The sequence below is a fragment of the Mesorhizobium ciceri WSM4083 genome (assembly GCF_000519305.1).
In the GTDB taxonomy this organism is placed as follows: domain Bacteria; phylum Pseudomonadota; class Alphaproteobacteria; order Rhizobiales; family Rhizobiaceae; genus Mesorhizobium; species Mesorhizobium ciceri_B.
In genome coordinates this window covers 766,214-791,331 of the sequence record NZ_KI912610.1, presented here as the reverse complement: position 1 = coordinate 791,331, position 25,118 = coordinate 766,214, and the positions used below count along the sequence as shown (strand labels likewise).

Here is a 25,118-nt window from a genome sequence, read left to right as displayed (position 1 = left end):
AGCCCAACGTTCGCGTCCAAGCTTCTCTTTTCAGGAAGGTGGACGCCATGCCGTCAACAACCGCTATCACCGTACCGCAATTGTCCCGGCTCATAGGTCTGCCGGGTGCACCTGTCATCATCGATGTTCGCATCGAAGAAGATTTCGAAGCCGATCCGCGCCTGTTGCCGGCCTCGTGCCGGCGCGATTTCAAAACCGTTTCAACCTGGGCCGCCGCGTTCGCCGGCAAGCCGGTGGCCGTCGTCTGCCAGAAGGGGCAAAAGCTCTCGCAAGGCGTCGTCGCATGGCTGCGCCATGAGGGGATATCAGCCGAATCCCTTGAAGGCGGCTTTGAGGCCTGGCGCGATGCCGGGGGGCTTCTGGTCCGCACCGCCAAGTTGCCGCCACGCAATGAAAAGGGCGCCACCGTCTGGGTGACGCGATCCCGCCCGAAGGTCGACCGCATCGCTTGCCCATGGCTGATCCGACGTTTCCTCGACCCCGACGCGGTGTTCCTGTTTGTCGAACCCGCTGAAGTACTGGCTGTTGCCGACCGCTTTCAGGCCGTGCCGTTCGACATCGACAATGTGTTCTGGAGCCATCGCGGCGAACGCTGCACCTTCGACACCATGATCGAGGAGTTCGGGTTGAAATCCGGGGCGCTCGATCGCCTGGCGTTGATCGTGCGCGCGGCCGACACCGCAAGCCTCGACCTGGTGCCCCAGGCGGCCGGTTTTCTGGCTGCCTCGCTCGGTCTGTCGCGTATGTTCCGCGACGATCTGGAACAACTGGAAGCAGGCATGCTGCTCTACGACGCGTTCTTCCGCTGGTGTCGCGACGCCACCGACGAAAAGCACAACTGGCCGGCAGCGGGTAAGCCGTCATGACCATTCTTGTCCCCGACAATAAGGCGGTGACTATCGAGCCGCCGGCTGCGCCGACCTTCGCGGAGGCCACGAAGGTCTGGGCGAGGATCGGATTGCTCAGCTTTGGCGGTCCGGCCGGGCAGATCGCGCTGATGCACAAGGAGCTGGTCGAGGACCGGCGCTGGATCGGTGAACAGCGCTTCCTGCATGCGCTGAACTACTGCATGCTGCTGCCTGGCCCGGAAGCCCAGCAGCTCGCCATCTATGTCGGCTGGCTGTTGCACAGGACGGTCGGCGGCCTTGTCGCAGGCATCCTGTTCGTCATACCGGGCGCGCTCGTCATGCTCGCCTTGAGCAGCCTCTACGTCCTCTATGGCGACATGCCGCTGGTCGCGGCGCTGTTTTTCGGGGTGAAGGCGGCGGTGCTCGCCATCGTCATCGAGGCGGTGATCCGGATCGGGAGGCGCGCCCTGAAAAACCGGGTCATGGTGTCGATCGCGGTCGCGGCGTTCATCGCCATCTATGCGTTGAATGTGCCCTTTCCGCTCATCGTCCTGTTCGCCGGCCTGACGGGATGGCTGGGAGACCGCGTTGCTCCCGGCCTGTTTTCCGGCTCGGCCCATGGCAAGGACAGTGTTGCCGACTTCAAGGGAGCGGTCGACCTGATGTTCGAGCGTGGCGAACTGGCCCATGTCAAACCGACCAAATGGCATGCACCGCGCACCCTCGCCATATGGCTGCCGCTCTGGCTCGGGCCTGTTCTTTTGATCTGGTGGTTCACCGGCTCTGCAAGCGTCTGGACCGAGATAGGCCGGTTCTTCAGTCTCATGGCCGTCGTCACCTTCGGCGGCGCCTATGCGGTCCTCGCCTATGTCGCGCAGGCAGCCGTCCAGTCCTTCGGCTGGCTGGCGCCGGGTGAAATGGTCGACGGTCTTGGACTTGCAGAAACGACGCCAGGACCACTCATCCTGGTGTTGCAGTTCGTCGGCTTCATCGCCGCGTTCCGCCATTCCGGCTCGCTCGACCCGTTGCTGGCCGGATCGCTGGGGGCGCTGCTCACCCTGTGGGTGACGTTCACGCCCTGCTTTTTCTGGATATTCCTCGGCGCGCCCTACATCGAGACCCTGCGCGGCAACAAGGCATTGTCGGCCGCACTGGGCGCGATCACCGCCGCAATTGTCGGGGTGATCATGAATCTGGCCCTATGGTTTGGCTTGCACGTCATCTTCCGTGAGGTGCACGCGACGGGCCTTGGCATGAACATGCCGGTGCTTTCGTCCATCGACTGGCGTGCGGCCTTGCTTTCCGTGGCCGCCATGGTCGCCATCCTGAAGCTGAAAGTCGGCATGCTGCCGACACTCGCGCTATCCGCCCTTGCAGGGGTCTTGCTGGCGGCGGCTGGTTAGACAGCACCGCCTTTGTAATCCGCTTGCCCACCACCTAAGTGGGCTGGAAACGGAAGGAAACATCATGGCCGGACGGCGCTCTTCCCTCGGCTTCCTCGGAATGTTCGGCCGTTCGGGCGACTTGAGGCAGCTCGACGATGCATTGCGCGGCGCCGATCTGCATCCAGCCCTTGTGCCGGAGGGCGTGAAGCTTACCCTCGTCAATCTCATGAAGGATCGCTGGCCCGACGAGCCGCCACCGGCCACCTATGCGTCGGTGGCACAATTATGCAGCTATTGCATCGCGGGTCCCGAAACCTTCGAGCAAGCCAATGGCCGTGAGCGGACGCTGGAAGCCGAGCGCCGCATCGAGGCGGCGCTTGAAACCGGCGACAGCCTCGACGCGCAGATCGTGCTGATGACGCTGCATGCCAAGCTCATCAACGCTGAAGTCGTCGACCGATACGGGCTCAGCGCGGAATGACGCGAAAGGCAAGATCTGCCTGATTCTCCCGCGGCAGCCGAGCCGTTCAGGCCCGGCTCAGGCCCGGCTGATCTCCTCGAGATACCAGCCGATGTAGCGCAGTTCGTTGTATTCCATCGGCGCGATAGGTCCGGGCACGAAATAGTGCGAGCGCACGCCGCGCGCGGTGTGCTCGATGATCTTCTTGTCTTCGTCGGTGGTGACCTTCCACAGCCAGGTCAGCTTCTCCAGATCGTAATCCTGCCCCTCGACCGCGTCGCCGCGCACCAGCCAGATCAGCTCCATCTCGCATGTACCAGCCGTTTTCGGGATAAATCGGTAGATCATGCCGTGATCGGGATAGCAGACGAGGAAGGTCGTGCCGCCGAGATGGATGGAGGTGACGCCACCGTCATAGTCGGTGAAGCGGCCCATCAGCGGGGCCACCGGAGAGCCGTCCTGGCTGCCGCTCGAAACGCCGTCATAGAGCGCGTAGCGGAAGGTGTGGATTGCTTCCTGACCGGCGGCCGAGTTCTGCCAGCGGTTGGCGCTGCCGATCTCGATGCCGAGCGCGCAGGTGCGCTGCTCCATCGCCGCATTGAGTTGCTCGATCATCTCGGCCGGCTTTTCCAGCGCATGCGTCTGCGAATATTCAGGATGCGCCGGCCCACAATGGTAACATTCGACATAGTTCTCGACGGCGAGCTTCCAGTTGGCGTCGAGCGGATAGGACTGACGATACGCCACCTTGGCGTCGCCCCAGCCATATTGGCCGCAGCTCGTGCGCAGCGACTGTTCGATCGGATCGAAATCGAGCGGCGTCTCGGCGAAGGAAATGAAGACCAGCCCGGAGGCGACGCGGACATGAAGCTTCTTCAGCCCGTGCGCCGAGCGGTCGAAATCCTTTGGCATCAGGCGGGCAGCGCGCAGCGATCCGTCATTGGAATAGGCCCAGGCGTGGTAGGGGCACACGAACATCTTCGCGTTGCCCTTCTCCTTGGTGCAGACCTCGGCGCCGCGGTGGCGGCAGACATTGAGCATGGCATGCACGGTGCCATCCATGCCGCGTGTCAGGATGACTGCCTCGTCGCCCAGTTTGAACAGCTCGAAATCGCCGGGGTTAGGGATAACGCTGGCATGGGCCAGGCAATGCCAGTGGCGGCGAAAGACACGTTCCATGTCGCGCTCGAAGATCGCCGGGTCATGATAGAAGGCACGCACCAGGCCGTGGCCTGGGCGATGAGATGCCACCAGCCGATCGATCGCGTCGCCATCGGCGGGGGCTTGCTGGATAGGATGCACACTCATTTGTCATTCTGCCCGATGGTTGGTCGTGTATGGCTGTATGGCTGCACGAATTCGTCTCCGGTCAGCCGCCCATATGCGTGCGCGGCAGGTGGATCAGGTTGCCGAAGCGGGCACGCAATCTGTCGTCGACCTGTTTTGGCACGTGGCGCGGAAATCGTTCGGCAAGAATGCGTTTCTTCTCGGTGATCGCACGCAGCAATATATCAGGCCGGCCTTTTTCGTTCCATTCCTTCGGTGAGGAACGATCGCCGAGGGCGGGATAGAAGTGCTCGGTCTGCATCAGCTTGAGCGTTTGTTCGTTGTCGAGATAGTGGCCCGGACCCTTGAGGCAGACCTCGGCGATGCTGTCGATCGACAGGGCCTCGTCAGTCACGTCGATGCCACGCGCGCAGCCCAGGCAATGACCGAGCATGTCGTTGTCGATGACCAGGCTCTCCAGGCAGAAGCCGAGCAGCGAGGCATGCATGCCGGCCGCCTCGTAGACGAGGTTGAGGCCGGAGAGGCCGGCCATCACATTGGTGATGCCTTTTTCGTAGCCGGACTGAATATCGGGCAATTTCGAATCAGTCATGCCGGCGGCGGAGCCGCCGGGCAGGTCGTAGAATTGCGCCATCTGGGCACAGGCCGCCGTTGCCACCGACTGCTCGGCCGACCCGCCCGCCATGGCGCCGGTGCGCAGGTCCGACATGAACGGCCAGGCGCCGAAGATCGCCGGATGGCCGGGCTTGAGCGCGTTGACATAAACCAGGCCGGCCAGCACTTCGGCCACCGCCTGCACGACGGCGCCGGCCATCGCCGCGGGTGCCGTGGTGCCGGACTGGCCGGTCGACAGCAGCAGGATCGGGATGCCGCCTTCAACGCAGGCCTCAAGCACGCCGCAGGCATCCTCGGCGAATTTCATCGGCGGCACGACGAATGAGTTGGAGTTGGAAACGAATGGCCGGGCACGGAAATTCTCCTCGCCGCCGGCGATGGCGTACAGCATTTCAAGCGCAGGCTTCACGTTCTCACGCACGGTGAAGGATGTTCCGACGTGCTTCGAGGTTCCCATCACACAGGCATAAAGCGTGTTGAAATCCATCTCGAGCGGATCGGCGATGTCGCGCGCCACCATCGGCCGCTGGAAGAAATGGATGTTGTCCAGCCCGTCGACGATGCGGGCGGCATCATAAATATCCTGCAGCTTGGACTCGCGGTACTCGCGCTTCTCGAGATCCACCAGGTGCACGGCGATGCCTGCCGTGCCGTAGTGGACGCGCTTGCCCTGGACCACCATGTCGTGCCTGGGGTCCTGGCCATGAAGCGTGAAATGTCGTGCCGCCCGCTTGATGGTGTCGAGCACGAGCGCGCGCGGAAAGCGGACGCGGCCATCGTCGCCATGGACCGCCCCCACCTTGGTCAGCACCTTTATGCAGGAAGGAATGGCGTTGGCGAAGCCCACTGTCTCCAGGAGCGTCAGCACGCCCTCGTGGATACGCTCGCGGTCATCCCCGCGCAGCGGCCCGTAGCCGCCGCCCTCGATGGCCTTGTGCTGTGGTCTGGTATCCTCCACCAGGGGAGATGATCGCATGGCATGTCCTGTTTCGCGAAGACCGGAGCGCTGCGGACGACGGTTCGCCGGCGTGTCCTGCTGTTCGACAGCCACTGGCATGGAAGCACTCCACCTTCGTCGGCAGGAACTCGTGGCGGTTGGTCCACCATCGGCCTGCTTCTTCCCCTGACGCCGACTATGCCGCCGGCACTGGCCCATCGTATGGGCCAGCTGGCCCAGTTCCATGTGCCAGAACTAAAATACCGGAGCCGCTGCGAGCGGCTCCGGTCACGAGAGATCAACGATGGATCAGGCGGCTGCGGGTCTGCGTCCGGCGGCCGTGGCCAGTTCGCGAATGCCTGGCTCGATGTGCTGCAGTGCGATCGACGAGATGCCCAGCCGCATGAAACGCGAAGGCTTTTCAGTGCGATCGAAGAAACGGTCGCCTGGCTCGATGATGACGCTGCGCGAGGCGGCCGCCTCGGCCAGCCCACGCGAATCGGTGCCGCGCGGCCCTTCGAGCCACAGCGACGTGCCGCCGGCCGAATCGGTCGAGCGCCATTCCGGCAGGAAGGCGGAAATCGCATGGACCAGCCGCTTGCGCCGCTCGTCGAAGGCTGAAGACAGCCGCCGCACCAGCGCCTCGTGGTGGCCGAGCGACAGGAACAGCGCGACGGCGCGCTGGTTGTTGGCCGGCGGGTGACGCAGCATGAAGCGGCGCAGCGCCCTGAGCTCCGCGATCAGTCCGGCGGACGCCACGATGTAGCCGAGCCGCAGGCCCGGAGCCAGCGTCTTGGACATCGAGCCGACATAGACGACGCGGCCAGAACGGTCGAGGCTCTTCAGCGCTTGCTGCGGCGCCTCGTCGAGAAGCTGGCTGTCATAGCCGTCCTCGATGATGATCTGGTTGTAGCGGTTGGCGCGCGCCAGAAGATCCTGCCGCCGCTCCGCCGACAACGGCACCATAGTCGGGCAATGATGGCTTGGCGTGACGAAGACGAACCCGGAATCGTTGGCAATAGAAGTAGTTACGATGCCGGACTGGTCGACCGGCACCGGCTGTATCTCAGCGCCCGCAAGGCGGAAGATCGAGCGCGCGTCGGGGTAGCCGGGGTCCTCCATCGCCACCTTGGAGCCTTTGGACATCAGCAGCGTCGCCAGCATGTAGAGCGCGTTCTGAGCGCCCAGCGTGACGATGATCTCGTCCGGATTGGCAAAGATGCCGCGCCGGGGCAGGAGCCGCGCCTGGATCTGCTCGATCAGCAGCGGATCGTCGCGGTCGACCATGTCGGACGCCCAGTTGCGGATTTCCAGCACGGCAAGCGCCATGCGGTTGCACTCGCGCCACTCGGCGGTCGGGAACAGCGCCGGGTCGAACTGACCGTAGACGAAAGGGTAGGACGACTTGATCCAGTTCTCGTGCTTGGCCGGCGGCGGCATGTCGCTTGCGGCGATCTTGCGGCGTGCCTTCCAGTCGATCTCGTTGGCCTGGTCGGGCGCCTTCTGGTGCGGCTTGGCCGGTGTCGCCAGCACATCGGGATTGACAAAATGACCACGCCGCTCGCGCGCCACCAGGAAACCCTGGTCGACGAGCTGCTGGAACGCCAGCACCACGGTTCCGCGCGCCACGCCGAGTTTTTCGGCCAGGATCCGGCAGGAAGGGAGCGGCATCGAAGCGGCGATCTGGCGGTCGAGAATGGCCGCTACGATGGCCTGGCGGATCTGCGCCTGCAGGGTTTGGCCGGATTCAGCCGAAATCCGGAACAGGCCGGACCATATCGCCGTGTCGTTTCGCTGTGGCATGGGAGATTTCCTCGATGGCCAGCCTTTTTCGCTTGGCTGGACCAGCCGAACGTAACCGTGGCACAAGGGGTTGCGCCAATCAATTTTTCTGATCGTTGGGATTTATGCCAGTGATCCTTCACGCCATTTTGATGCTGCGCTGTGGGCTGACTGCGTGACTCCGTGCGTCATCGCTGCGCATTGAAACGGGCGGAGTTCGGCCCGATAGATTGTCGCGACGACACGCGCCGGAAACATCCGGTCCGTAATGATGGCTCGAGGTCTCGGAGTTTGGCAGTGGATCAATCGTCCTTTCAAAAGCAGCTCGCCGCGTTGCGCGATCATCGCGCCGCCGCGCCCGCCAGCATGCGCCAGGCCTTCGCCGCCGATCCCAAGCGGTTCGTGGAATTCTCCGCCACCGACGGCGATCTGCTGCTCGACTGGTCGAAATGCGCGGTCGACGCGACCACCATGGATCTGCTGGAAAAACTCGCCCAGGCCGCCGATCTCGAAGGCCGCCGCGCCGCCATGTTCGCCGGCAAGAAGATCAACGTCACCGAGGACCGTGCCGTGCTGCACACGGCGCTGCGCAACCTGACCGGCAAGGGCGTCACTGTCGATGGCCAGGATGTCAAGGCTGACGTCATCGCCGTGCTCGACGCCATGGGCGCCTTTGCCGATGCCGTGCGCTCCGGCAAGGCGGCCGGCGCCACCGGCAAGAAGATCACCGACATCGTCAACATCGGCATCGGCGGTTCCGATCTCGGCCCGGCCATGGCGACGCTGGCGCTGGCGCCCTATCATGACGGGCCGCGCGCGCATTACGTTTCCAACATCGACGGCGCCCATATCCACGACACGCTGAAGGGGCTGTCCGCCGAGACCACGCTTTTCATCATCGCTTCCAAGACCTTCACCACCGTCGAAACGATGACCAACGCCGAAACCGCTCGGAAATGGGTGCAGGAAGCCCTGGGTAAGGAAGCGGTCGGCAAGCATTTCGCCGCCGTCTCCACCGCGCTCGACCTGGTGGCCAAGTTCGGCATCGCGCCAGATCGCGTCTTCGGCTTCTGGGACTGGGTCGGTGGCCGCTATTCGCTCTGGGGCGCCATCGGCCTGCCGGTGATGATCGCTGTCGGCCCGCGGAATTTTCGCGCCTTCCTCGATGGCGCGCATGAGATGGACGAGCATTTCCGTACCGCACCCGTGCAGGAGAGCCTGCCGGCGCTGCTGGGGCTGGTCGGCTGGTGGCATCGCGTCATCTGCGGCTACCCGGCGCGCGCCGTCATTCCTTACGACCAGCGCCTGTCCAGATTGCCGGCCTATCTGCAGCAGCTCGACATGGAATCGAACGGCAAGAGCGTCACCCTCGAAGGCACGGCGGCAACGACGCCGACCGGACCGCTGGTCTGGGGCGAACCCGGCACCAACGGCCAGCATGCCTTCTTCCAGCTGCTGCACCAGGGCACCGATTTCATCCCGGTCGAGTTCCTTGCCGCAGCCGTCGGCCACGAGCCCGATCTCAAGCACCAGCATGATCTGCTGCTCGCCAACTGCCTGGCGCAGTCGGAAGCGCTGATGAAGGGCCGCACGCTGGACGAGGCCCGCGCCCAGATGCTGGCCAAGGGCATGAAGCCGGCCGATGTCGACAAGATAGCGCCGCACCGCGTCTTCTCCGGGAACCGGCCCTCGGTGACCATAATCTACCGCAAACTCGACCCGCGCACCTTCGGCCGGCTGATCGCGCTCTACGAGCACCGCGTCTTCGTCGAGGGCACGCTGTTCAACATCAACTCCTTCGACCAGTGGGGCGTCGAACTCGGCAAGGAACTGGCCACCGGCCTTTTGCCTGTCGTGGAGGGCAAGGAAAGTGCCGCCAAGCGGGACGCATCGACCGCTGGCCTTGTGGGATTCATCCACCATTTGCGTGGCTCGGAGTGAAAAGTTTGGCAGACATCAAGGGAATATTGTTCGACAAGGACGGAACGCTTGTCGACTTCAACGCCACCTGGCTCGGCATTGCCGATTTCATGGCCATGGATGCGTCCGAGGGCGATCGCTGGAAAGCCGACAGGCTGCTGGCCGCCGCCGGCTTCGATTTCGCCAACAAGCGCTTCAAACCGGACTCGATCTTTGCGTCCGGCACCAATCTCGACGTCGTCGAATTGTGGTTCCCACGCCTGTCCAACGAGGACCAGATGCTTGCGGTTGCCCGCTTCAACGAAATCACCTCGATACAGGGCTCGACAATGGCTGTGGCATTGCCCGGCATCGTCGACACGCTGACGGCACTGCACAGGAAGTCCTACCGGCTTGGCGTCGCCACCAACGACTCGACCAGCGGTGCGGAAAAGACGCTGGTCACGCTCGGCGTCGCCCAATTGTTCGACGCGGCCTATGGCTACGACGCGGTGGCCAATCCGAAGCCGGCGCCCGACACCATCCTGGCCTTCAGCGACCTCACCGGCCTCAGGCCGGCGGAAATCGCCATGGTCGGCGACAACAGGCACGACCTCGAAATGGCACGAGCCGGCGGCTGCGGGCTGGCGGTCGGCGTGCTCTCCGGCACCGGTACGCGCGAATCGCTGGCTGGGATTGCCGACGTTGTCCTGGATTCGGTTGCCGATCTGCCGGACTTTCTTTCGGCACGGGTCAAGGAGACGATCTGAGTTCAACGCCGGGCAAATCAACTTGGGCTTTCCCGCCAACGGCTGAGATTGGTGGAAAGCGGGCAGATTTCGGGGAAGCAGCTCAGGAAGCAGACGTGCAGTTCGCTCGCTTCGTCTGTCATGGGCCGTGACCCGACCGGCAGCTTTCGGGTTGAAGTTTTCAGCAAGCGGACGATCCGCAGTCGAGCCCCAACTCGCCGGGACCTAAATGCATGCCGGATCAAGCGTCCCATAGGATCAAACTATCTGATCAAGCTGACGCTCAACGAGGTCGCCGCAGCATCGGGATGAGCGTCGGCGACGAACCGACCTGGATCGCGCCGAGCGGTTCGAAGCCGTGCCGCTGGTAGAATGATATGTTGCGCGGGTTCGAGGATTCCAAATAGGCCGGCGCGTGATCGCGGTCGCACTGCGCGAGTGCGTACGCCATCAAGGCATCGCCGTGACCTTCGCCTTGATGCGCCGGGTCGACGCCGATCAGGGGCAAGTACCAATGCGGTTCGGTCGGGTGGTACGTGGCCATCTGCTCGAATATGGCCGCGGTTTCAGGGGCGAGAGAGGATTCAACCGTGCTCTCGAGCACGGCGCCAAGCTCTTCCTCGTCGGAATGCACGCCGGGCGGCAGCCACAGCGCCGTCCCGGCGTAGCCGTCGGTGCAAAAGGCGCTTCCGTTAGAGAATGCCCTGCGCCCGAACGCGCGGGCCATTCGCGGCATGGCTGCAAGGTACGGGTGTGCATGCGGCCAGGTCCACCGCGCCATAGGGTCCGCTGCAAACGCCAGCACGATTATCTCGACCGCTGAATCTTCATCGGCTGCGGCCATAACTCTCACTGTCGGCGATTTCACGCTGCCCTCCTGACGTAGGTGGTTCGACAAGGCGCCCGCGCCCGTTCTCAGCCACGCATCGTAACCCGGATGGAGTGGGAGCGATACCGGTTGCTGTCGGCTCAGCGGTTCTGGAAAAGCTGAAGCGTCCTCCTGATCACCACCGATGTCCGCTTCTGGAGGACGGCAGGGGCCAACGGAATAACCGGGATCAGGCGCAAAACGGCCAACGCGATGCCGCAGTCGAATGTCTGCTTCAGGTAACGGCCAGCAACGTCGTTGCGGCAAAGATGGAGGTCGAACCCGGTCATTCCGAGTGACTGGGTTTTGATCTCAGCGTCAGCGCTCTTCCGCCTCAAACGAAAAAACACCGCTTGGCTTGCTCGCGACACCCTTGGCGTCGCCGAAATCCGGCACCTGATATTCGGCGAGCAACCGCAGGCGTGACAGCGGCAGATCGGCGCGACGGGGATCGCCGGCCAGCACTTCGATGCCGGCTGCCAGGCAGCGATCGAGGAACGAGGTAACCCGCAGAGCGACTTCAGGACCGTAGAACACATCGCCCGCGAGCACGAGGTCGACCGCCAGCGGGGGACCCGTGGTGATATCCTTGTCGACAATGATGATCTCGACGCCGTTGGCAGCCGCGTTGAGGCTGATCGCAGCAACGCCATTGCGGTCAATCTCTGCGGCGATGACTTCGCGCGCGCCGGCCTTGGCGGCGGCAATGCCGACAAGGCCGGAACCGGCGCCAAGGTCGAGCACGCGGCGACCGACTACCGTTTGCGGGTGATCCAGTATGTGGCGCGCAAGCACCGCGCCGCCGGCCCACACATAAGCCCAGTAAGGCGGCTGTGGCTCAGGTCCATCGTTGTCCGCCTCGATCGTGTCGTCATCGTCGTTAGCGCTTTGGTGCGGATCTATGAGCCGTCTCAGGCCACTGGCCGGATGCGGTGTATAGAGCTGGATCTCAGGCACCGACGGCACCGGGGCGAGGCGCATGTTCGTCCTGATGAATTCTGCCGGGTCAGGACGGCAAGGTGCATTTACGGCATCCGCGCCGCCGGCTGCAATCATTCGCGCAGCGCTCGCCGCAGGATCTTGCCGACCGGCGTCTTCGGCAGCTCGGTCCTGAATTCGATGTATCTGGGCCGCTTGTAGCCGGTCAGGTTCTCGCGGCAGAAGGCGGTGATTGCTTCGGCGGTCAGCGCCGGATCTTTCTTGACGATGAACAGCTTCGGCACCTCGCCCGAATGCTCGTCCGGCACGCCGACCGCCGCCACTTCGAGCACGCCCGGATGCATGGCCACGACTTCCTCGAGCTCGTTGGGATAGACATTGAAGCCCGAGACCAGGATCATGTCCTTCTTGCGGTCGACGATCTTGGTGTAGCCGCGTTCGTCCATGAAGCCCATGTCGCCGGATTTGAAGTAGCCGTCCTTGGTCATCACCTTGGCGGTCTCATCCGGCCGGTTCCAGTAGCCCGCCATCACTTGCGGCCCCCGGATGCAGACCTCGCCGACCTCGCCGAGCGGCAAATTGTTGCCGTCGTCGTCGCGGATGGCGATCTCGGTCGAGGGCAGCGGCAAGCCGATAGTGCCGGTGAAGTCGCCGGCGGTGAACTTGTTGGCGGTGGCCACCGGCGAGGTTTCCGAGAGGCCGTAGCCTTCGGTGACCGAACAACCGGTCAGCGCCTTCCAGCGCTCGGCGACGCCCTTCTGCACCGCCATGCCGCCGCCCAACGTCAGCACCAGCGGCTTGAAGTCGAGCTTGCGGAAATCCTCATTGTTGAGCAGCGCGTTGAACAGCGTGTTGAGGCCCGGAAAGATGTGCACCGGATATTTCTGCAGTTCCTTGACGAAGCCGGGAATGTCGCGCGGGTTGGGAATGAGCACATTGCGGGCGCCCTGCTGCATGCCCATCAGCGCGTTCACCGTCAGCGCGAAGATGTGATAGAGCGGCAGCGCGCAGATGAAGTTGGGGTGCGCCGGTTTCGGCTTGATCGTGTAGGCGTCCTCCATCCACTGCGCGTTCTGCGCGACATTGGCGAGCACGTTGCTGTGCAGCAGCGTGGCACCCTTCGACACGCCCGTGGTGCCGCCCGTATATTGCAGGAAAGCGACATCGCCGGCTGCCACATTGGCCGGCTTGAAGCCCATGCCGGCGCCGGCCTTCATGGCCGCATTGAACTTGACATGGCCGGGCAGCGACCATGCCGGCACCATCTTCTTCACGCGGCGCACGACGAAATTGACGATGGTGCCCTTCAGGCCGCCAAGCATGTCGCCCATCGCGGCGACCACCACATGCTTGACCGGCGTCCTGGCGATCACCGCCTGCAAGGTGTTGGCGAAGTTCTCCAGGATGACGATGGCTTGCGCACCGGAATCCTTCAACTGGTGTTCGAGTTCGCGCGGCGTGTAGAGCGGATTGATGTTCACCACGACATAACCGGCGCGCAAGACGGCCATCATCGCCACCGGATATTGCAGCACGTTCGGCATCATTAGCGCGACGCGCGCGCCTTTCTGCAGGCCCTTCGATTGCAGGTAGGCGCCGAAGGCCGCCGACAGCCGCTCGACATCGGTGTAGCTGATGGACTTGTCCATGCAGGTGAAGGCCGGCTGCGCGGAAAACTGCTTGCAGGCGGCGACGAGGAAATCGCCGATCGAGCTGTAGGGCAGGGCGCCGATCTCCGCCTGCACGTTTTTCGGATAGCTCTTGAGCCAAGGCTTTTCCGGCAAGCCGGCGGCCAGTGCCGTCAGCGCTTTCGGCAATCGGTTGGCGGTGGCGTCGGCCGGCTTTGCCGCTGGTGGGGTCTTCACCGCCGCCGCGGCCTTCGACGCCGGCCTGGCAGCGGGCTTTGCCGCCCCCGCTTTATTCCCCGGCGCCGTCTTTCCGGCCACAGCCTTGGCCGGGGCTTTCACCGCCGGCTTGGTGTTTGCCCTTACAGGCGCCGCGGCCGCCTTCGGCGTGGCGACCTTGGCAACGGGTGCTTTCGGCTTGGCAGTACCGGCTGCTTTCGACGGCGCCTTGGCTCCCGCTTTCACCGGCGTCGTCGTCCTTGATGCTTTTGCCACCCGTTCCTCCCTGGACAAGTCTTGTTCATTCGCGCCGCGCTCGCCCCTGAATTGACAAGGGCGCCCTCCGCTGCGGCCGCTGCACCCTATGTATTGCCTCCCTTGTTGACCGTGCAAGTCTTGCCCTTGCGGCAACATGGCGAAAGATTTGCCGTCGAAAGTCCTTGCCGCCGCCAGCGCTGCCAAACGGTATCCTGGCGCATCCCTCGGCCGCTCGGAAGCACGCGGAACATTTATATCGTCAGCTTGGTGATCAATAAAAAAATTCGGTTGTTAATAATCTCGTGAATGGAAGAAACTGCTAATTTTTTCTGCAATTTGGCAAAATAGCGGATTTTTTTCCTGCTTCCCGCGGGGTAAGCAAACGGGGTGTTCCAAAGCCGGAAAAACGGTGCTTATATGCGCGCTTCGCGAGCCTGATAGAGGGGCTTGGAAGAACATCAGGGAGTGCTCAATGAATAAGAAGCTGACTTTTGCAGCCGCGTTGCTGGCTGCAAGCGTCCTGGGCGGCATGGCCAATGCGAAAACTCTGGTCTACTGCGCGGAAGCTTCGCCGGAAGGTTTCGACCCGGCGCCGTATACCGCAGGCCAGACGTTCGACGCGTCATCGCGCACCGTCTTCAACCGCCTTGTCGAATTCGATCACGGCAAGACGACGACCTCGCCGGGCCTGGCCGAGAGCTGGACGATCTCCGACGATGGCAAGGAATATGTCTTCAAGCTGCGCAAGGGCGTCAAGTTCGCCGCGACCGACTATTTCACCCCGACGCGCGACTTCAACGCCGACGACGTGGTGTTCTCGTTCGAACGTCAGGTCGACAAGAATGGCCCCTGGTTCCAGTACATTCCGGGCATTGCCTACCAGTATTACAATGACCAGTTCGGCGACAACATCACCAAGGTCGAGAAGGTCGATGACCTGACGGTGAAGTTCACCCTCAAGGAGCCGGCGATCACCTTCATTCCGACGCTGGGCATGGATTTCGCCTCGGTCGTCTCCAAGGAATATGCCGACAAGCTGCAGGCCGACAAGACGCCTGAGCTGTTCAACCAGAAGCCGATCGGCACCGGCCCGTTCATCTTCGTCGACTACCAGACCGACGCCGCCATCCGCTACAAGGCCAACCCGGACTATTGGGGCGGCAAGCAGAAGATCGACGATCTGGTCTTCGCCATCACCACCGATCCGGCGGTGCGCGCGCAGAAGCTCAAGGCCGGCGAATGCAACATCATGTCGTACCCGGCACCGGCCGATATCGCCGGCCTGCAGGCCGATGCGAACCTGAAGGTCGAGGAGCAGGAAGGCCTCAATGTCGGCGCGCTGATGTACAACACCCAGCAGAAGCCGTTCGACGACGTGCGCGTCCGCAAGGCGCTCAACATGGCCATCAACAAGAAGGCCATCATCGACGCCGTCTTCCAGGGCGCCGGCCAGGTGGCGATCAATCCGATCCCGCCGACCATGTGGTCCTACAACAAGGAAGTGAAGGACGATCCTTACGATCCGGATGCAGCCAAGAAGCTGCTTGAAGAGGCCGGCGTCAAGGACCTCAAGATGAACGTCTGGGCCATGCCGGTGTCGCGCCCCTACATGCCGAATGCGCGCCGCACCGCCGAACTGATCCAGGCGGACTTCGCCAAGGTCGGCGTCACCGTCGAGATCGTCAGCTACGATTGGGGTGAATACCTCAAGCGCGCTTCCGCGGTCGATCACGACGGCGCCGTCATCGTCGGCTGGACCGGCGACAATGGCGATCCGGACAACTTCCTCGGCGTGCTCCTGAGCTGCGCTTCCGTCGGTTCGAACAACCGCGCGGAATGGTGCAACAAGGACTTCGATGCGCTCATCAACAAGGCCAAGACCGTTTCGGACCAGGCCGAGCGCACCAAGCTCTATGAACAGGCACAGGTCATCTTCAAGGAACAGGCACCCTGGGCGACGCTCGCTCATTCCAAGGTGTTCATGCCGATGCAGAAGACCGTCACCGGCTTTGCGATGGATCCGCTCGGTATCCATCGCTTCGACGGCGTCGATATCGCCGAATAAGGTTGCGAAACGGGGGCGCCACCATGTGGTGACGCCCCCACTCGCCCGCCATGCTGCGTTATATCCTCGGCAAGCTCGCCCTCATCATCCCGACCTTCATCGGGATAACCATCCTCGCCTTTGGCTTCGTGCGCATCCTGCCCGGTGATCCGGTGCTGGTGCTTGCGGGCGAACGCGGCCTGTCGCCCGAACGCCACACGGCGCTCATGCACCAGTTCGGTTTCGATCTGCCGATCTGGCAACAATATCTGACCTATCTGACCAACATCCTCGGCGGTGATTTCGGCACCTCGTTTTCCACCAAGACGCCGGTGCTCAGGGATTTCCTGGTGCGCTTTCCGGCAACGGTCGAACTCGCCATCTTCGCCATGATCTTTGCCGTCATCCTGGGTGTCGCCGCCGGCATTTTCGCCGCCATCCGCCGCGGCTCCTGGTTCGATCAGCTGACCATGGGCACGGCACTCGCAGGCTATTCCATGCCGATCTTCTGGTGGGGCCTGCTGCTGATCATCGTGTTTTCCGGCACGTTGCACTGGACGCCGGTTTCCGGCCGCATCGACCTTCTCTATTTCTTCAAGCCGGTGACCGGCTTCATGACCATCGATTCCCTGATCTCGGGCCAGAAGGGCGCCTTCCGTTCGGCGCTGTCGCACCTGATCTTGCCGACCGTCGTGCTCGGCACCATCCCGCTCGCGGTCATCGCCAGGCAGACGCGGTCGGCCATGCTCGAAGTGCTGGGCGAAGATTATGTGCGCACCGCGCGCGCCAAGGGCCTGACCCCGTTCCGGGTCGTCGGCCTGCATGCTTTCCGCAACGCGCTGATCCCGGTCGTGACCACCATCGGCCTGCAGGTCGGCACGCTTTTGACCGGCGCCATCCTGACCGAGAGCATCTTCTCGTGGCCCGGCATCGGCAAATGGATGATCGACGCCATTTCCAAGCGCGACTATTTCACCGTGCAGGGCGGGTTGCTTTTGATCGCGCTGATCGTCATGTCGGTGAACCTGATCGTCGACGTGCTCTACGCCGTCATCAACCCACGCATCCGGGCCAATTGACATGAGCAACGAAGGCCCAGCCACCATCGAAGCCGCCACCGTCGTCAAGCCGCAGGACGCCAGGCTGCAGATGTTCGGCGAGTTCTGGCACTACTTCTCCGTCAACAAGGGCGCGGTGATCGGGCTCTTCGTCTTTGCGCTGCTGATCCTGATCGCCATCTTCGCGCCACTGCTGGCGCCGCATTCGCCGGACGATCAGTTCCGCGACTTCTTCCTGACGCCGCCGGCCTGGCAGGAGGGCGGCAACGCGCAATTCCTGCTCGGCACCGACGCCGTCGGTCGCGATATGCTGTCGCGGCTGATCTACGGCTCGCGCTTCTCGCTCGCCATCGGCTTCGTCGTCGTCACGTCAGCGCTTATCTCAGGCGTCATCCTCGGCCTGCTCGCCGGTTACTGCCGCGGCTGGGTCGATACGCTGATCATGCGCATCATGGACATCATCCTGGCGTTTCCGTCGCTGCTGCTGGCCCTGGTGCTGGTCGCGGTGCTCGGCCCTGGCCTGGTCAACGCCATGATCGCCATCGCCTTCGTGCTGCAGCCGCATTTCGCCCGGCTCACCCGCGCCGCCGTGATGGCCGAGAAGACCCGCGAATACGTTGTCTCGGCCAAGGTCGCCGGGGCCAGCCATCTCAGGCTGATGCTGGTCACCATCCTGCCCAACTGCATCGCGCCATTGATCGTGCAGGCGACTTTGTCCTTCTCCAACGCCATCCTCGAGGCGGCGGCCCTTGGCTTCCTCGGCATGGGCGCGCAGCCGCCGACGCCGGAATGGGGAACCATGCTGGCCGAAGCGCGCGAGTTCATCCTGCGCGCCTGGTGGGTGGTGACTTTCCCCGGCCTCGCCATCCTGATCACCGTCTTTGCCATCAATCTGATCGGCGACGGCCTGCGTGATGCGCTCGACCCCAAGCTGAAGAGGTCGTGAGCATGCCTCTGCTCGAGATCAAGAACCTCACCGTTTCCTTCGACACCGCGGCCGGACCGTTCATGGCCGTGCAAGGCATCGACCTGTCGGTCGAGCCGCGCGAAGTGCTGGCGATCGTCGGCGAATCCGGTTCCGGCAAGTCGGTGGCGATGCTGGCGGTGATGGGCCTGTTGCCCAACACGGCAACCGTCAAGGCAGACCGCATGGCCTTCGACGGCGTCGATCTCCTGAAGCTCAGCCCGTCCGAACGCCGCAAGATCGTCGGCAAGGACATCTCGATGATCTTCCAGGAGCCGATCGCCAGCCTCAATCCGTGCTTCACCGTCGGCTTCCAGATCGAGGAGGTGCTGCGCTTCCACATGGGTATGGATCGCGCTCAGCGGCGGGCGCGGGCCATCGAATTGATGAAGCTGGTTGGCATCGCCGACCCGGAAGAGCGGCTGAGCTCGTTTCCGCACCAGATGTCGGGCGGCCAATGCCAGCGCGTCATGATCGCCATAGCCATCGCCTGCAATCCGAAGCTGCTGATCGCCGACGAGCCGACGACGGCGCTCGACGTCACCATCCAGAAGCAGATCCTCGATCTGCTGGTTTCGCTGCAGGCCAAATACGGCATGGGCCTGATCATGATCACCCACAATATGGGCGTGGTCGCCGAGACCGCCGACCGCGTCATCGTCCAGTACAAGGGCCGCAAGATGGAAGAGGCCGACGTGCTGTCGCTGTTTGAATCGCCGAAAAGCAATTACACGCGTGCGCTGTTGTCGGCGCTGCCGGAGAACGCCGTCGGCGACCGGCTGCCGACCGTTTCCGACATGCTGTTCGAGCCGGCCCCCTCTGCTGCGGGAGTGGCCTCATGAGCACCACGGTCCTCGAAGGCAAGAACATTGTCCGCGACTACCACATCGGCGGCGGCCTGTTTACCGGGCCGCGCACGGTACATGCGGTCAAGGGCGTCTCCTTCAAGGTGGACAAGGGCAAGACGCTGGCCATCGTCGGCGAAAGCGGCTGCGGCAAGTCCACGCTCGCCCGTATCATCACGCTGATCGATCCGGCGACGTCAGGCGACCTGTTCATCGACGGCAACAAGGTCGATATCGCCAAGGGCGGATTGACCAAAGAGATGCGCCGCAAGGTCCAGATCGTCTTCCAGAACCCCTATGGATCGCTCAATCCGCGCCAGAAGATCGGCGACGTGCTGGGCGAGCCGCTTTTGATCAACACCGACAAGTCGGCGGCCGAGCGGCGCGACCTGGCGATGAAGATGCTGAAGAAGGTCGGCCTCGGTCACGAGCACTACAACCGCTACCCGCACATGTTCTCGGGCGGCCAGCGCCAGCGCATCGCAATCGCCCGCGCGCTGATGCTCAACCCGAGCCTGCTGGTGCTCGATGAACCGGTCTCGGCGCTCGACCTGTCGGTGCAGGCGCAGGTGCTCAACCTGCTTGCCGACCTGCAGGACGAGTTCCAGCTGACCTATGTCTTCATCAGCCACGATCTGTCCGTGGTGCGCTACATCGCCGACGATGTGATGGTGATGTATTTCGGCGAAGCGGTCGAATACGGCTCGCGCGACGAGGTCTTCGCCGACCCCAAGCACAGCTACACCAGGACGCTGTTCGCCGCGACGCCGCGTGCCGACGTCGCCTCGATCAAGGCGAGGCTGGCGAAGAAGAAGGCGGCTTAACGTCTCTTCGTCATCCTAGGGCGGAGCGGCGCGAAGCGTCGCGCAGACCCTAGGATCCATGCCGTTTACCTCAGCCGAAAGGTGCAGCGGAGCAGAATTCTGCACCGTGGCAACACTCGAACGTCACGGCATGGATCCTCGGGTCTGCACTGCGTCGCTACGCTCCTTGTTCCGCCCGTGGATGACGACGCTGGAGAGGCCGCCGCTCAGGACAACTTCGCGATGATCGCGCGCAGTGCTTCGCCGAAGCGCCGGACTTCCTCGATCGTGTTGTAGTGGACCAGCGAGGCGCGGATGGCGCCACTGTCCATCGAGAGGTTGAGACGCTTCATCAGCCGTGGCGCGTACATGTGGCCGTCGCGGATACCGATCTGCATCTCGGCCATTTCCTCGACGATCCGCTGCGGCGACAGCTTGCCGATGTTGAAGCAGAAGGTCGGCACGCGCTCATTGATGCGGGCCTCGTCGGCAACGCCGTAGATGGTCGCGCCGCAACTTTTCAGCACGGCCAGCATCTCACGCGCCAGCACCAGCTCATAGTCGCGGATGGCGCCCATGCCGGCGACGATGTTGTCGCGCCGCGAGCGGTTGTTGGACGGCGCAAGATTGCGGCCGATCAGTTCGAGATACTGCACGGCCGCATCCATGCCCGAGACGTTCTCGTAGATGAAGGTGCCGGCCTCGACCTTGTAGGGCGGCTCGTCGGGGATGAAATCCTCGCGGAAGGTAGGCAGCCGCTTCAGCGTTTCGAAGCGGCCCCACAGGAAGCCCATATGCGGCGAGAAATTCTTGTAGCCTGAGCAGACGAGATAGTCGCAATCCCAGGCCTGCACGTCGATCAGCCCGTGCGGCCCGTAATGCACGCAATCGAGGAACACTTCGGCACCGGCCGCATGCGCGATCCCAGCCACTGAAGCCACATCGACGATCGAACCGATCGAATGCGCGGTGACCGTGCAGGCGACGAGGCGGGTGCGGTCGGAAACCAGCGGGCGCAGATCGTCGACATGCAGATTGCCGTCCTCGCGCATCCGCCACCATTTGAATTTCGCACCGGCCGATTCCAGCGCCAGCCAGGTCGCGATGTTGGCGTCGTGGTCCATGTCGGTGATGACGATCTCGTCGCGCTCTTGCAGCATCTGGCCGATGCCGAGGCTGACCAGGCGGATGAACGAGGTGGCGTTCATGCCGAAGCAGATTTCCGCCGGGCTATAGGCGTTGATGAGCAGCGCGACGCTTGTCCGCGCATCGGCAACCGACTGGTCGACAGTGACGCTGCGGCCATAGCGGCCGCCACGCTGCACATTGTGCGAAACCAGATGGTTGGTCACCGCGTCGAGTACGCTCTGCGGAATTTGCGCGCCGGCGGCATTGTCCAAGAAGATGAAGTCGCCAGCCCGCTGTAAAGCTGGAAACATGGCACGGATGGCGTCGACGGGGAACGCGGTGGCATTCGCATTGTCGGTTTGATGCTTGTTCACGGGGTAGGCTCCTGCAAAGGACTTGGGCGGGGATCAGATGGCGGAGGTTAGCGCTTCTTTTCGGTCTTGAAGCGCTCTTCAAGCAGGCTGACGAGGCGGACCATCGGCCAGAGGAAGATGAGATAGACGAGGGCAGCGCCGATCAGCGGCGAGGGGTTGGCGTAGAGCGACTGCGCGTTTGTCGCTTCCTTCAAGAGTTCCGGCAGCGCCACGGTGGAGGCGAGCGAGGTGTCCTTGAACATCGAGACGCAGTTGCTGGTCATCGGCGGGATGACGACGCGGATCGCTTGCGGCAACACCACCTTGCGCAAGGTCAGCAGGAACGGCAGGCCAAGCGCCTGCGACGCCTCGAACTGGCCACGCGGAATGCTTTCGATGCCGGAGCGGAACACCTCGGCCGAGTAAGCCGACATGATGAAGGCGAAGGCCGTCACGGCGGATGCCCAGGACGACAGGCGTATGCCGAGGAAGGGCAGCGCATAGTAGATCAGGATCAGCACGACCAGCACCGGCAGGGCGCGGAAGATGTCGGTGTAGCCGACCGCGAGCCACCGCAGCGGCTTCGGCGCATAGAGCCGCACCAGGCTGATCCCAAGGCCGATCGGGATGCCGATGCCGATGCTCAAAATGCCAAGCAGCAGTGTGTTCAGGAAGCCGCGCAGCAGCGCCGGCAGGCTGGACATGATGACGTCGGGGTTGAAGAAGGTATCCAGCAGCGACATGGGAGCGTTCCCGAACCCGAGAGCAATCATGCTCAGGTTAAAACCAATATGCCTCGCAGATGGCGAGGCGGTCTGTGCGGAAGCCGGCGCTGGAGCATGAAATGAATCGTGCCGGCCTGGAAAGCCGGCACGATGTCAGCGCAGCTTTCAGCTCAGGCCTTCGGCAGCGGCATTTCCTTCATGGTCGAAGAGTCGGCGGGCGCGTCGCTGCCGAACCACTTCTTGTGGATGGCGGCCAGCGTGCCGTCCTTCTTCATCGCGCTCAGCGCGTCGTTCAGCTTGCCGAGCAGGGGATGGTCCTTGGTCATCATCAGGCCGTATTGCTCACCGGTCTTGATGCGCTCCTTGACCACCAGGTCCTTCATCTTGGTGAAGGAATATTCCATGCCCGGAATGTCGCTGACTGCCGCATCGACGCGGCCGGCGCTGAGGTCGAGCAGCAGGTTCTGCTGCGTGTCGTAGCCCTTCACGTCGCTGAAGCCGTCGGCTTCCTGATGCGCCTTGACCCAGGTTTCGCCGGTCGAACCGGACAGGACGCCGATGATCTTGCCCTTGAGGTCGGCCTCGGCCTTGATAGCGCTGTCGGTCTTGGTGGCGATGCCCATGTCGGAATCATAATAAGGCTGCGTGAACGACTGCGACTTCAGCCGCTCCGCCGTGATGGTGATCGACGAGATGGCGACGTCGATGCGCTTCGAGGTGGTGGCGGCGAACAGCGCCTGGAAACCGAGATCGGCGATGTCGGTGGTCATGCCGATGCGCTTGGCGGCCTCGTTGACGATGTCGACTTCGAAGCCTTCGAAGGTACCGCCCTCGTTCTTGAATTCGAAGGGCGGATTGGTCGGGTAGGCGCCGACATTCAGCACATCCGCGGCATAAGCGGTGGCGGGGCCGGCGGCGATGCCGATGGCGGCGGCAAGAAGAAGCAATTTGCGGCGCGTGAAGCTCATTTGTGTTCCCTCTGTTGTTGATCGGGCGGGTTGCTCCCGCACGGTTTTTTGCCGCCCCGCTTTACGCAGGGCGTCAATTCATGGCAGCGACCATGCGGTCACGGTTGGCGATGTTGTGTGTTGCAGACCGCGAATCCGCGCGCACGTCATCGAAGGCATGGCGCGTGTTGGATGATGACTGGGGCAGTATGAACGACAAGAACTGAGACTCCCACCCGAAGCACCCACGATGGACTGGCCGGCACGATGGACTGGTCTGCGCGATAGACTGGCCGGCAAGCCCGTCCCGCACGGCAATCGCCATTGACTCCGGAATGCTTATCCAAAGTGCGGCGCTTTTCAAGGCGAAAGTTTTAAGCTTAAAAAGCTGCGGTGTCCGTTGCGTCGCGGACACGGTGCGGACCGCTGGAACCAATACCCGCAAGCGATGGCGACGCGAAGCTATTTCAGGCTTGAAATATCTTCGCACGGGCCTAGCGTGCGATCTTCGCCGGGAGGTCGCGACATGAACAAACCACATCCCTTGCACGGCCCGAACAGACTGAAGCTCGGCGTCTTTTCGACCAATGCCGATGGCGGGCTTGCTATCACAGACGTGCCGGAACGCTGGACGGCGAGCTGGCAGGACAATGTGACGGCGGCGCAGATCGCCGACCGGGCAGGTCTGGAGTTCATGCTGCCGATCGCGCGCTGGCGCGGCTTCGGCGGCCGCAACAAGGTGCGCGAATGGTCGTTCGAGACCTTCACCTGGGCGGCGGCACTCGCCATGGCCACCGAACAGATCGGCCTGTTCATGACCGTGCATGTGCCGCTGGTGCATCCGCTCTATGCCGCCAAGGCGCTGGCGACGGTCGACCATATCAGCCAGGGCCGCGCGGGCTTGAACATCGTCTGCGGCTGGAGCCCGAAGGAATTCGGCATGTTCGGCACGCCGCTGGTCGAGAAGGGCTACGACCAGGCGGCCGAATGGATCGAAATCCTGGAAAAGCTTTATGCCTCGGCCGAACCGCTCGATTATGAGGGCACCTATTATCGCCTCAAGGAAGCCCTCAGCCGGCCGGCCAGCCTGCAGGTTCCGCGCCCGGTGACCATGAACGCCGCTTTCGGCGGGCCGGGACGAGATTTTGCTGCCGCCAGATGCGATTATCTGTTCACGACCTTTTCGGAAATGAGCGATGCCGGCAAGCATGTCGCCGATATCAGCGAGCGGGCCGACAAGGCAGGTCGCGATGTCGGCGTCTACACTGTGGCGCATGTCGTCTGCCGCCCGACGATGGAAGAGGCGCAGGCCTATTATAACAGCTATGCGGTCGATATGGCCGATCACGAAGCTGTCGATGCCCATATGGCGGGCAAGAAGGAATTCTCGCAGTCGCACGACCCGCATGCCTATGACCGCTACCGGCAACGCTTCGCCGGCGGCGCCGGCACCTACCCGCTGATCGGAACGCCGGAAACGATCGCCGCCGACATGGCCGCCATCACCGAGCATGGCTACCAGGGCATCGCGCTGTCCTTCGTCAACTACACCAGGGAGTTGCCCTATTTCTGCGATCACGTGCTGCCGATTTTGCGGCAAGCGGGACTGCGCGCATAGTAGCATTGCTCCGGGAAGCCATCGGGCTGCCTGTTGGCGGTCAGGGATTTCATCATCAGTTTGGATAGAGAATTCGGAATTTGCCGAACCCTTCCCAACTTCGTCATCCACGGGCGGAGCAGGAGCGAAGCTCCGTCGCGGAGACCCTGGGATCCATGCCGCGACTTCGGCCGTGGAGTGCAGGTGCAGAATTCTGGACCGTGGTGACGCTTTGGAGTCCCGGTATGGATTCTCGGGTCTGCACCGCGTCGCTTCGCTCCTTGCTCCGCCCGTGGATGACGAAGCGAGGGCGTTTATTCCTGACGAACGAATTCCTTAGTCCGGGATAACCGCAGTCGCCTGAATCTCCACCTTGGCCCGATCCTCGACCAGCGCCACCACCTGCATGGCGGCCATCGCCGGAAAATGCCGGCCGATCACCTCGCGATAGGCCTCGCCGATGCCCCTGAGGTTGGCCAAATACTCGGCCTTGTTGGTGAAATACCAGGTCATCGAGGTGATGTGCTGCGGTCCGGCACCGGCTTCGGCCAGCACCGCGACGATGTTTTCGAGCGTCTGCTTCACCTGTCCGACAAAATCGTCGGTCTCGAACTGGCATTGGCCGTTCCAGCCGACCTGTCCGCCGACGAAGACGAACTGCCCGCGCGCCGCGACGCCATTGGCGTAGCCGACGGGTTTTGCCCAGCCTTCGGGCTGCAGAATCCTGTGCATTCAAAACCTCCCGGTATTCCAAAACCCAATTTTCAAAATCGAACGCTCGTC

General features: G+C 63.0%; 22 protein-coding genes. 11 read left to right on the top strand and 11 right to left on the bottom strand.

From position 1 onward, the window contains the following. The first annotated feature begins 47 nt into the window (after positions 1–47). The 3 genes from MESCI2_RS0129850 to MESCI2_RS0129840 all read left to right on the top strand — a co-directional run bounded on the left by MESCI2_RS0129850 (position 48) and on the right by MESCI2_RS0129840 (position 2,714). Positions 48–866, top strand: a complete 819-nt coding sequence (locus tag MESCI2_RS0129850; protein WP_027039665.1) for a chromate resistance protein ChrB domain-containing protein — start codon at positions 48–50, stop codon at positions 864–866. Next, the gene (gene chrA / locus MESCI2_RS0129845; RefSeq protein WP_027039664.1) at positions 863–2,251 is read left to right on the top strand and encodes a chromate efflux transporter; all 1,389 of its coding nucleotides are present in this window, start codon (positions 863–865) and stop codon (positions 2,249–2,251) included. The genes MESCI2_RS0129850 and chrA overlap by 4 nt, the downstream gene beginning before the upstream one ends. 64 nt (positions 2,252–2,315) lie before the next feature. Further along, positions 2,316–2,714, top strand: a complete 399-nt coding sequence (locus tag MESCI2_RS0129840; RefSeq protein WP_027039663.1) for a hypothetical protein — start codon at positions 2,316–2,318, stop codon at positions 2,712–2,714. 57 nt (positions 2,715–2,771) lie between these two features. Here the strand turns inward: MESCI2_RS0129840 and MESCI2_RS0129835 are convergent, their stop codons facing one another. From MESCI2_RS0129835 to MESCI2_RS0129825, 3 genes are all read right to left on the bottom strand, one after another. Continuing rightward, positions 2,772–4,001, bottom strand: a complete 1,230-nt coding sequence (locus MESCI2_RS0129835; RefSeq protein ID WP_027039662.1) for an aromatic ring-hydroxylating oxygenase subunit alpha — start codon at positions 3,999–4,001, stop codon at positions 2,772–2,774. Between the two features lie 61 nt (positions 4,002–4,062). Next, a complete protein-coding gene (locus tag MESCI2_RS0129830) occupies positions 4,063–5,652 on the bottom strand; it encodes a trimethylamine methyltransferase family protein (protein WP_027039661.1) in 1,590 nt (529 codons plus the stop codon). 189 nt (positions 5,653–5,841) lie between these two features. Then, on the bottom strand, positions 5,842–7,335 hold the full coding sequence (locus MESCI2_RS0129825) for a PLP-dependent aminotransferase family protein (RefSeq protein WP_027039660.1): 1,494 nt from the start codon (positions 7,333–7,335) through the stop codon (positions 5,842–5,844). A gap of 270 nt (positions 7,336–7,605) precedes the next feature. On the opposite strand from MESCI2_RS0129825, the gene pgi reads away from it, so the two are divergent. Both pgi and MESCI2_RS0129815 read left to right on the top strand, forming a co-directional pair. After that, positions 7,606–9,255, top strand: a complete 1,650-nt coding sequence (pgi, locus tag MESCI2_RS0129820) for a glucose-6-phosphate isomerase (RefSeq protein WP_027039659.1) — start codon at positions 7,606–7,608, stop codon at positions 9,253–9,255. 5 nt (positions 9,256–9,260) lie between these two features. Next, complete coding sequence (locus MESCI2_RS0129815; protein ID WP_027039658.1) at positions 9,261–9,983, top strand: HAD family hydrolase; 723 nt, start codon at positions 9,261–9,263, stop codon at positions 9,981–9,983. A gap of 262 nt (positions 9,984–10,245) precedes the next feature. Here the strand turns inward: MESCI2_RS0129815 and MESCI2_RS0129810 are convergent, their stop codons facing one another. The 4 genes from MESCI2_RS0129810 to MESCI2_RS0129795 form a co-directional block, all read right to left on the bottom strand. Then, positions 10,246–10,830, bottom strand: coding sequence for a GNAT family N-acetyltransferase (locus tag MESCI2_RS0129810; protein WP_027039657.1), 585 nt, complete (start codon positions 10,828–10,830; stop codon positions 10,246–10,248). A 101-nt stretch (positions 10,831–10,931) separates the two neighbouring features. Next, complete coding sequence (locus tag MESCI2_RS01000000135895; protein ID WP_032901423.1) at positions 10,932–11,120, bottom strand: hypothetical protein; 189 nt, start codon at positions 11,118–11,120, stop codon at positions 10,932–10,934. Positions 11,121–11,148: 28 nt separating this feature from the next. Further along, positions 11,149–11,886, bottom strand: a complete 738-nt coding sequence (locus MESCI2_RS0129800) for a class I SAM-dependent methyltransferase (RefSeq protein WP_027039655.1) — start codon at positions 11,884–11,886, stop codon at positions 11,149–11,151. Then, positions 11,883–13,889, bottom strand: coding sequence for a long-chain-fatty-acid--CoA ligase (locus MESCI2_RS0129795; RefSeq protein WP_027039654.1), 2,007 nt, complete (start codon positions 13,887–13,889; stop codon positions 11,883–11,885). Before MESCI2_RS0129795 ends, MESCI2_RS0129800 begins: the two co-directional genes overlap by 4 nt. A gap of 454 nt (positions 13,890–14,343) precedes the next feature. On the opposite strand from MESCI2_RS0129795, the gene MESCI2_RS0129790 reads away from it, so the two are divergent. The 5 genes from MESCI2_RS0129790 to MESCI2_RS0129770 all read left to right on the top strand — a co-directional run bounded on the left by MESCI2_RS0129790 (position 14,344) and on the right by MESCI2_RS0129770 (position 19,606). After that, positions 14,344–15,936 (top strand): ABC transporter substrate-binding protein, encoded by a 1,593-nt coding sequence (locus tag MESCI2_RS0129790; RefSeq protein WP_027039653.1) that lies wholly within the window; start codon positions 14,344–14,346, stop codon positions 15,934–15,936. Positions 15,937–15,986: 50 nt separating this feature from the next. Beyond that, on the top strand, positions 15,987–16,994 hold the full coding sequence (locus MESCI2_RS0129785; protein ID WP_027039652.1) for an ABC transporter permease subunit: 1,008 nt from the start codon (positions 15,987–15,989) through the stop codon (positions 16,992–16,994). Positions 16,995–17,064: 70 nt separating this feature from the next. After that, entirely contained in the window at positions 17,065–17,919 is an 855-nt protein-coding gene (locus tag MESCI2_RS0129780) for an ABC transporter permease subunit (RefSeq protein WP_224618710.1), read from the top strand. 2 nt (positions 17,920–17,921) lie between these two features. Next, entirely contained in the window at positions 17,922–18,779 is an 858-nt protein-coding gene (locus tag MESCI2_RS01000000135890) for an ABC transporter ATP-binding protein (RefSeq protein WP_050596718.1), read from the top strand. Beyond that, positions 18,776–19,606 (top strand): dipeptide ABC transporter ATP-binding protein, encoded by an 831-nt coding sequence (locus MESCI2_RS0129770; RefSeq protein ID WP_027039651.1) that lies wholly within the window; start codon positions 18,776–18,778, stop codon positions 19,604–19,606. The genes MESCI2_RS01000000135890 and MESCI2_RS0129770 overlap by 4 nt, the downstream gene beginning before the upstream one ends. Before the next feature lie 206 nt (positions 19,607–19,812). Here MESCI2_RS0129770 and MESCI2_RS0129765 read toward each other — a convergent pair whose 3' ends face one another. The 3 genes from MESCI2_RS0129765 to MESCI2_RS0129755 form a co-directional block, all read right to left on the bottom strand. After that, complete coding sequence (locus tag MESCI2_RS0129765; protein WP_027039650.1) at positions 19,813–21,087, bottom strand: cysteine desulfurase-like protein; 1,275 nt, start codon at positions 21,085–21,087, stop codon at positions 19,813–19,815. Between the two features lie 47 nt (positions 21,088–21,134). Further along, positions 21,135–21,809 (bottom strand): amino acid ABC transporter permease, encoded by a 675-nt coding sequence (locus MESCI2_RS0129760; RefSeq protein WP_023811481.1) that lies wholly within the window; start codon positions 21,807–21,809, stop codon positions 21,135–21,137. 152 nt (positions 21,810–21,961) lie between these two features. Beyond that, positions 21,962–22,759, bottom strand: coding sequence for an ABC transporter substrate-binding protein (locus MESCI2_RS0129755; RefSeq protein WP_027039649.1), 798 nt, complete (start codon positions 22,757–22,759; stop codon positions 21,962–21,964). Positions 22,760–23,264: 505 nt separating this feature from the next. On the opposite strand from MESCI2_RS0129755, the gene MESCI2_RS0129750 reads away from it, so the two are divergent. Then, positions 23,265–24,356 (top strand): LLM class flavin-dependent oxidoreductase, encoded by a 1,092-nt coding sequence (locus MESCI2_RS0129750; protein WP_027039648.1) that lies wholly within the window; start codon positions 23,265–23,267, stop codon positions 24,354–24,356. Positions 24,357–24,671: 315 nt separating this feature from the next. Here the strand turns inward: MESCI2_RS0129750 and MESCI2_RS0129745 are convergent, their stop codons facing one another. Next, positions 24,672–25,067 (bottom strand): RidA family protein, encoded by a 396-nt coding sequence (locus MESCI2_RS0129745; RefSeq protein ID WP_027039647.1) that lies wholly within the window; start codon positions 25,065–25,067, stop codon positions 24,672–24,674. Positions 25,068–25,118: the final 51 nt, after the last annotated feature.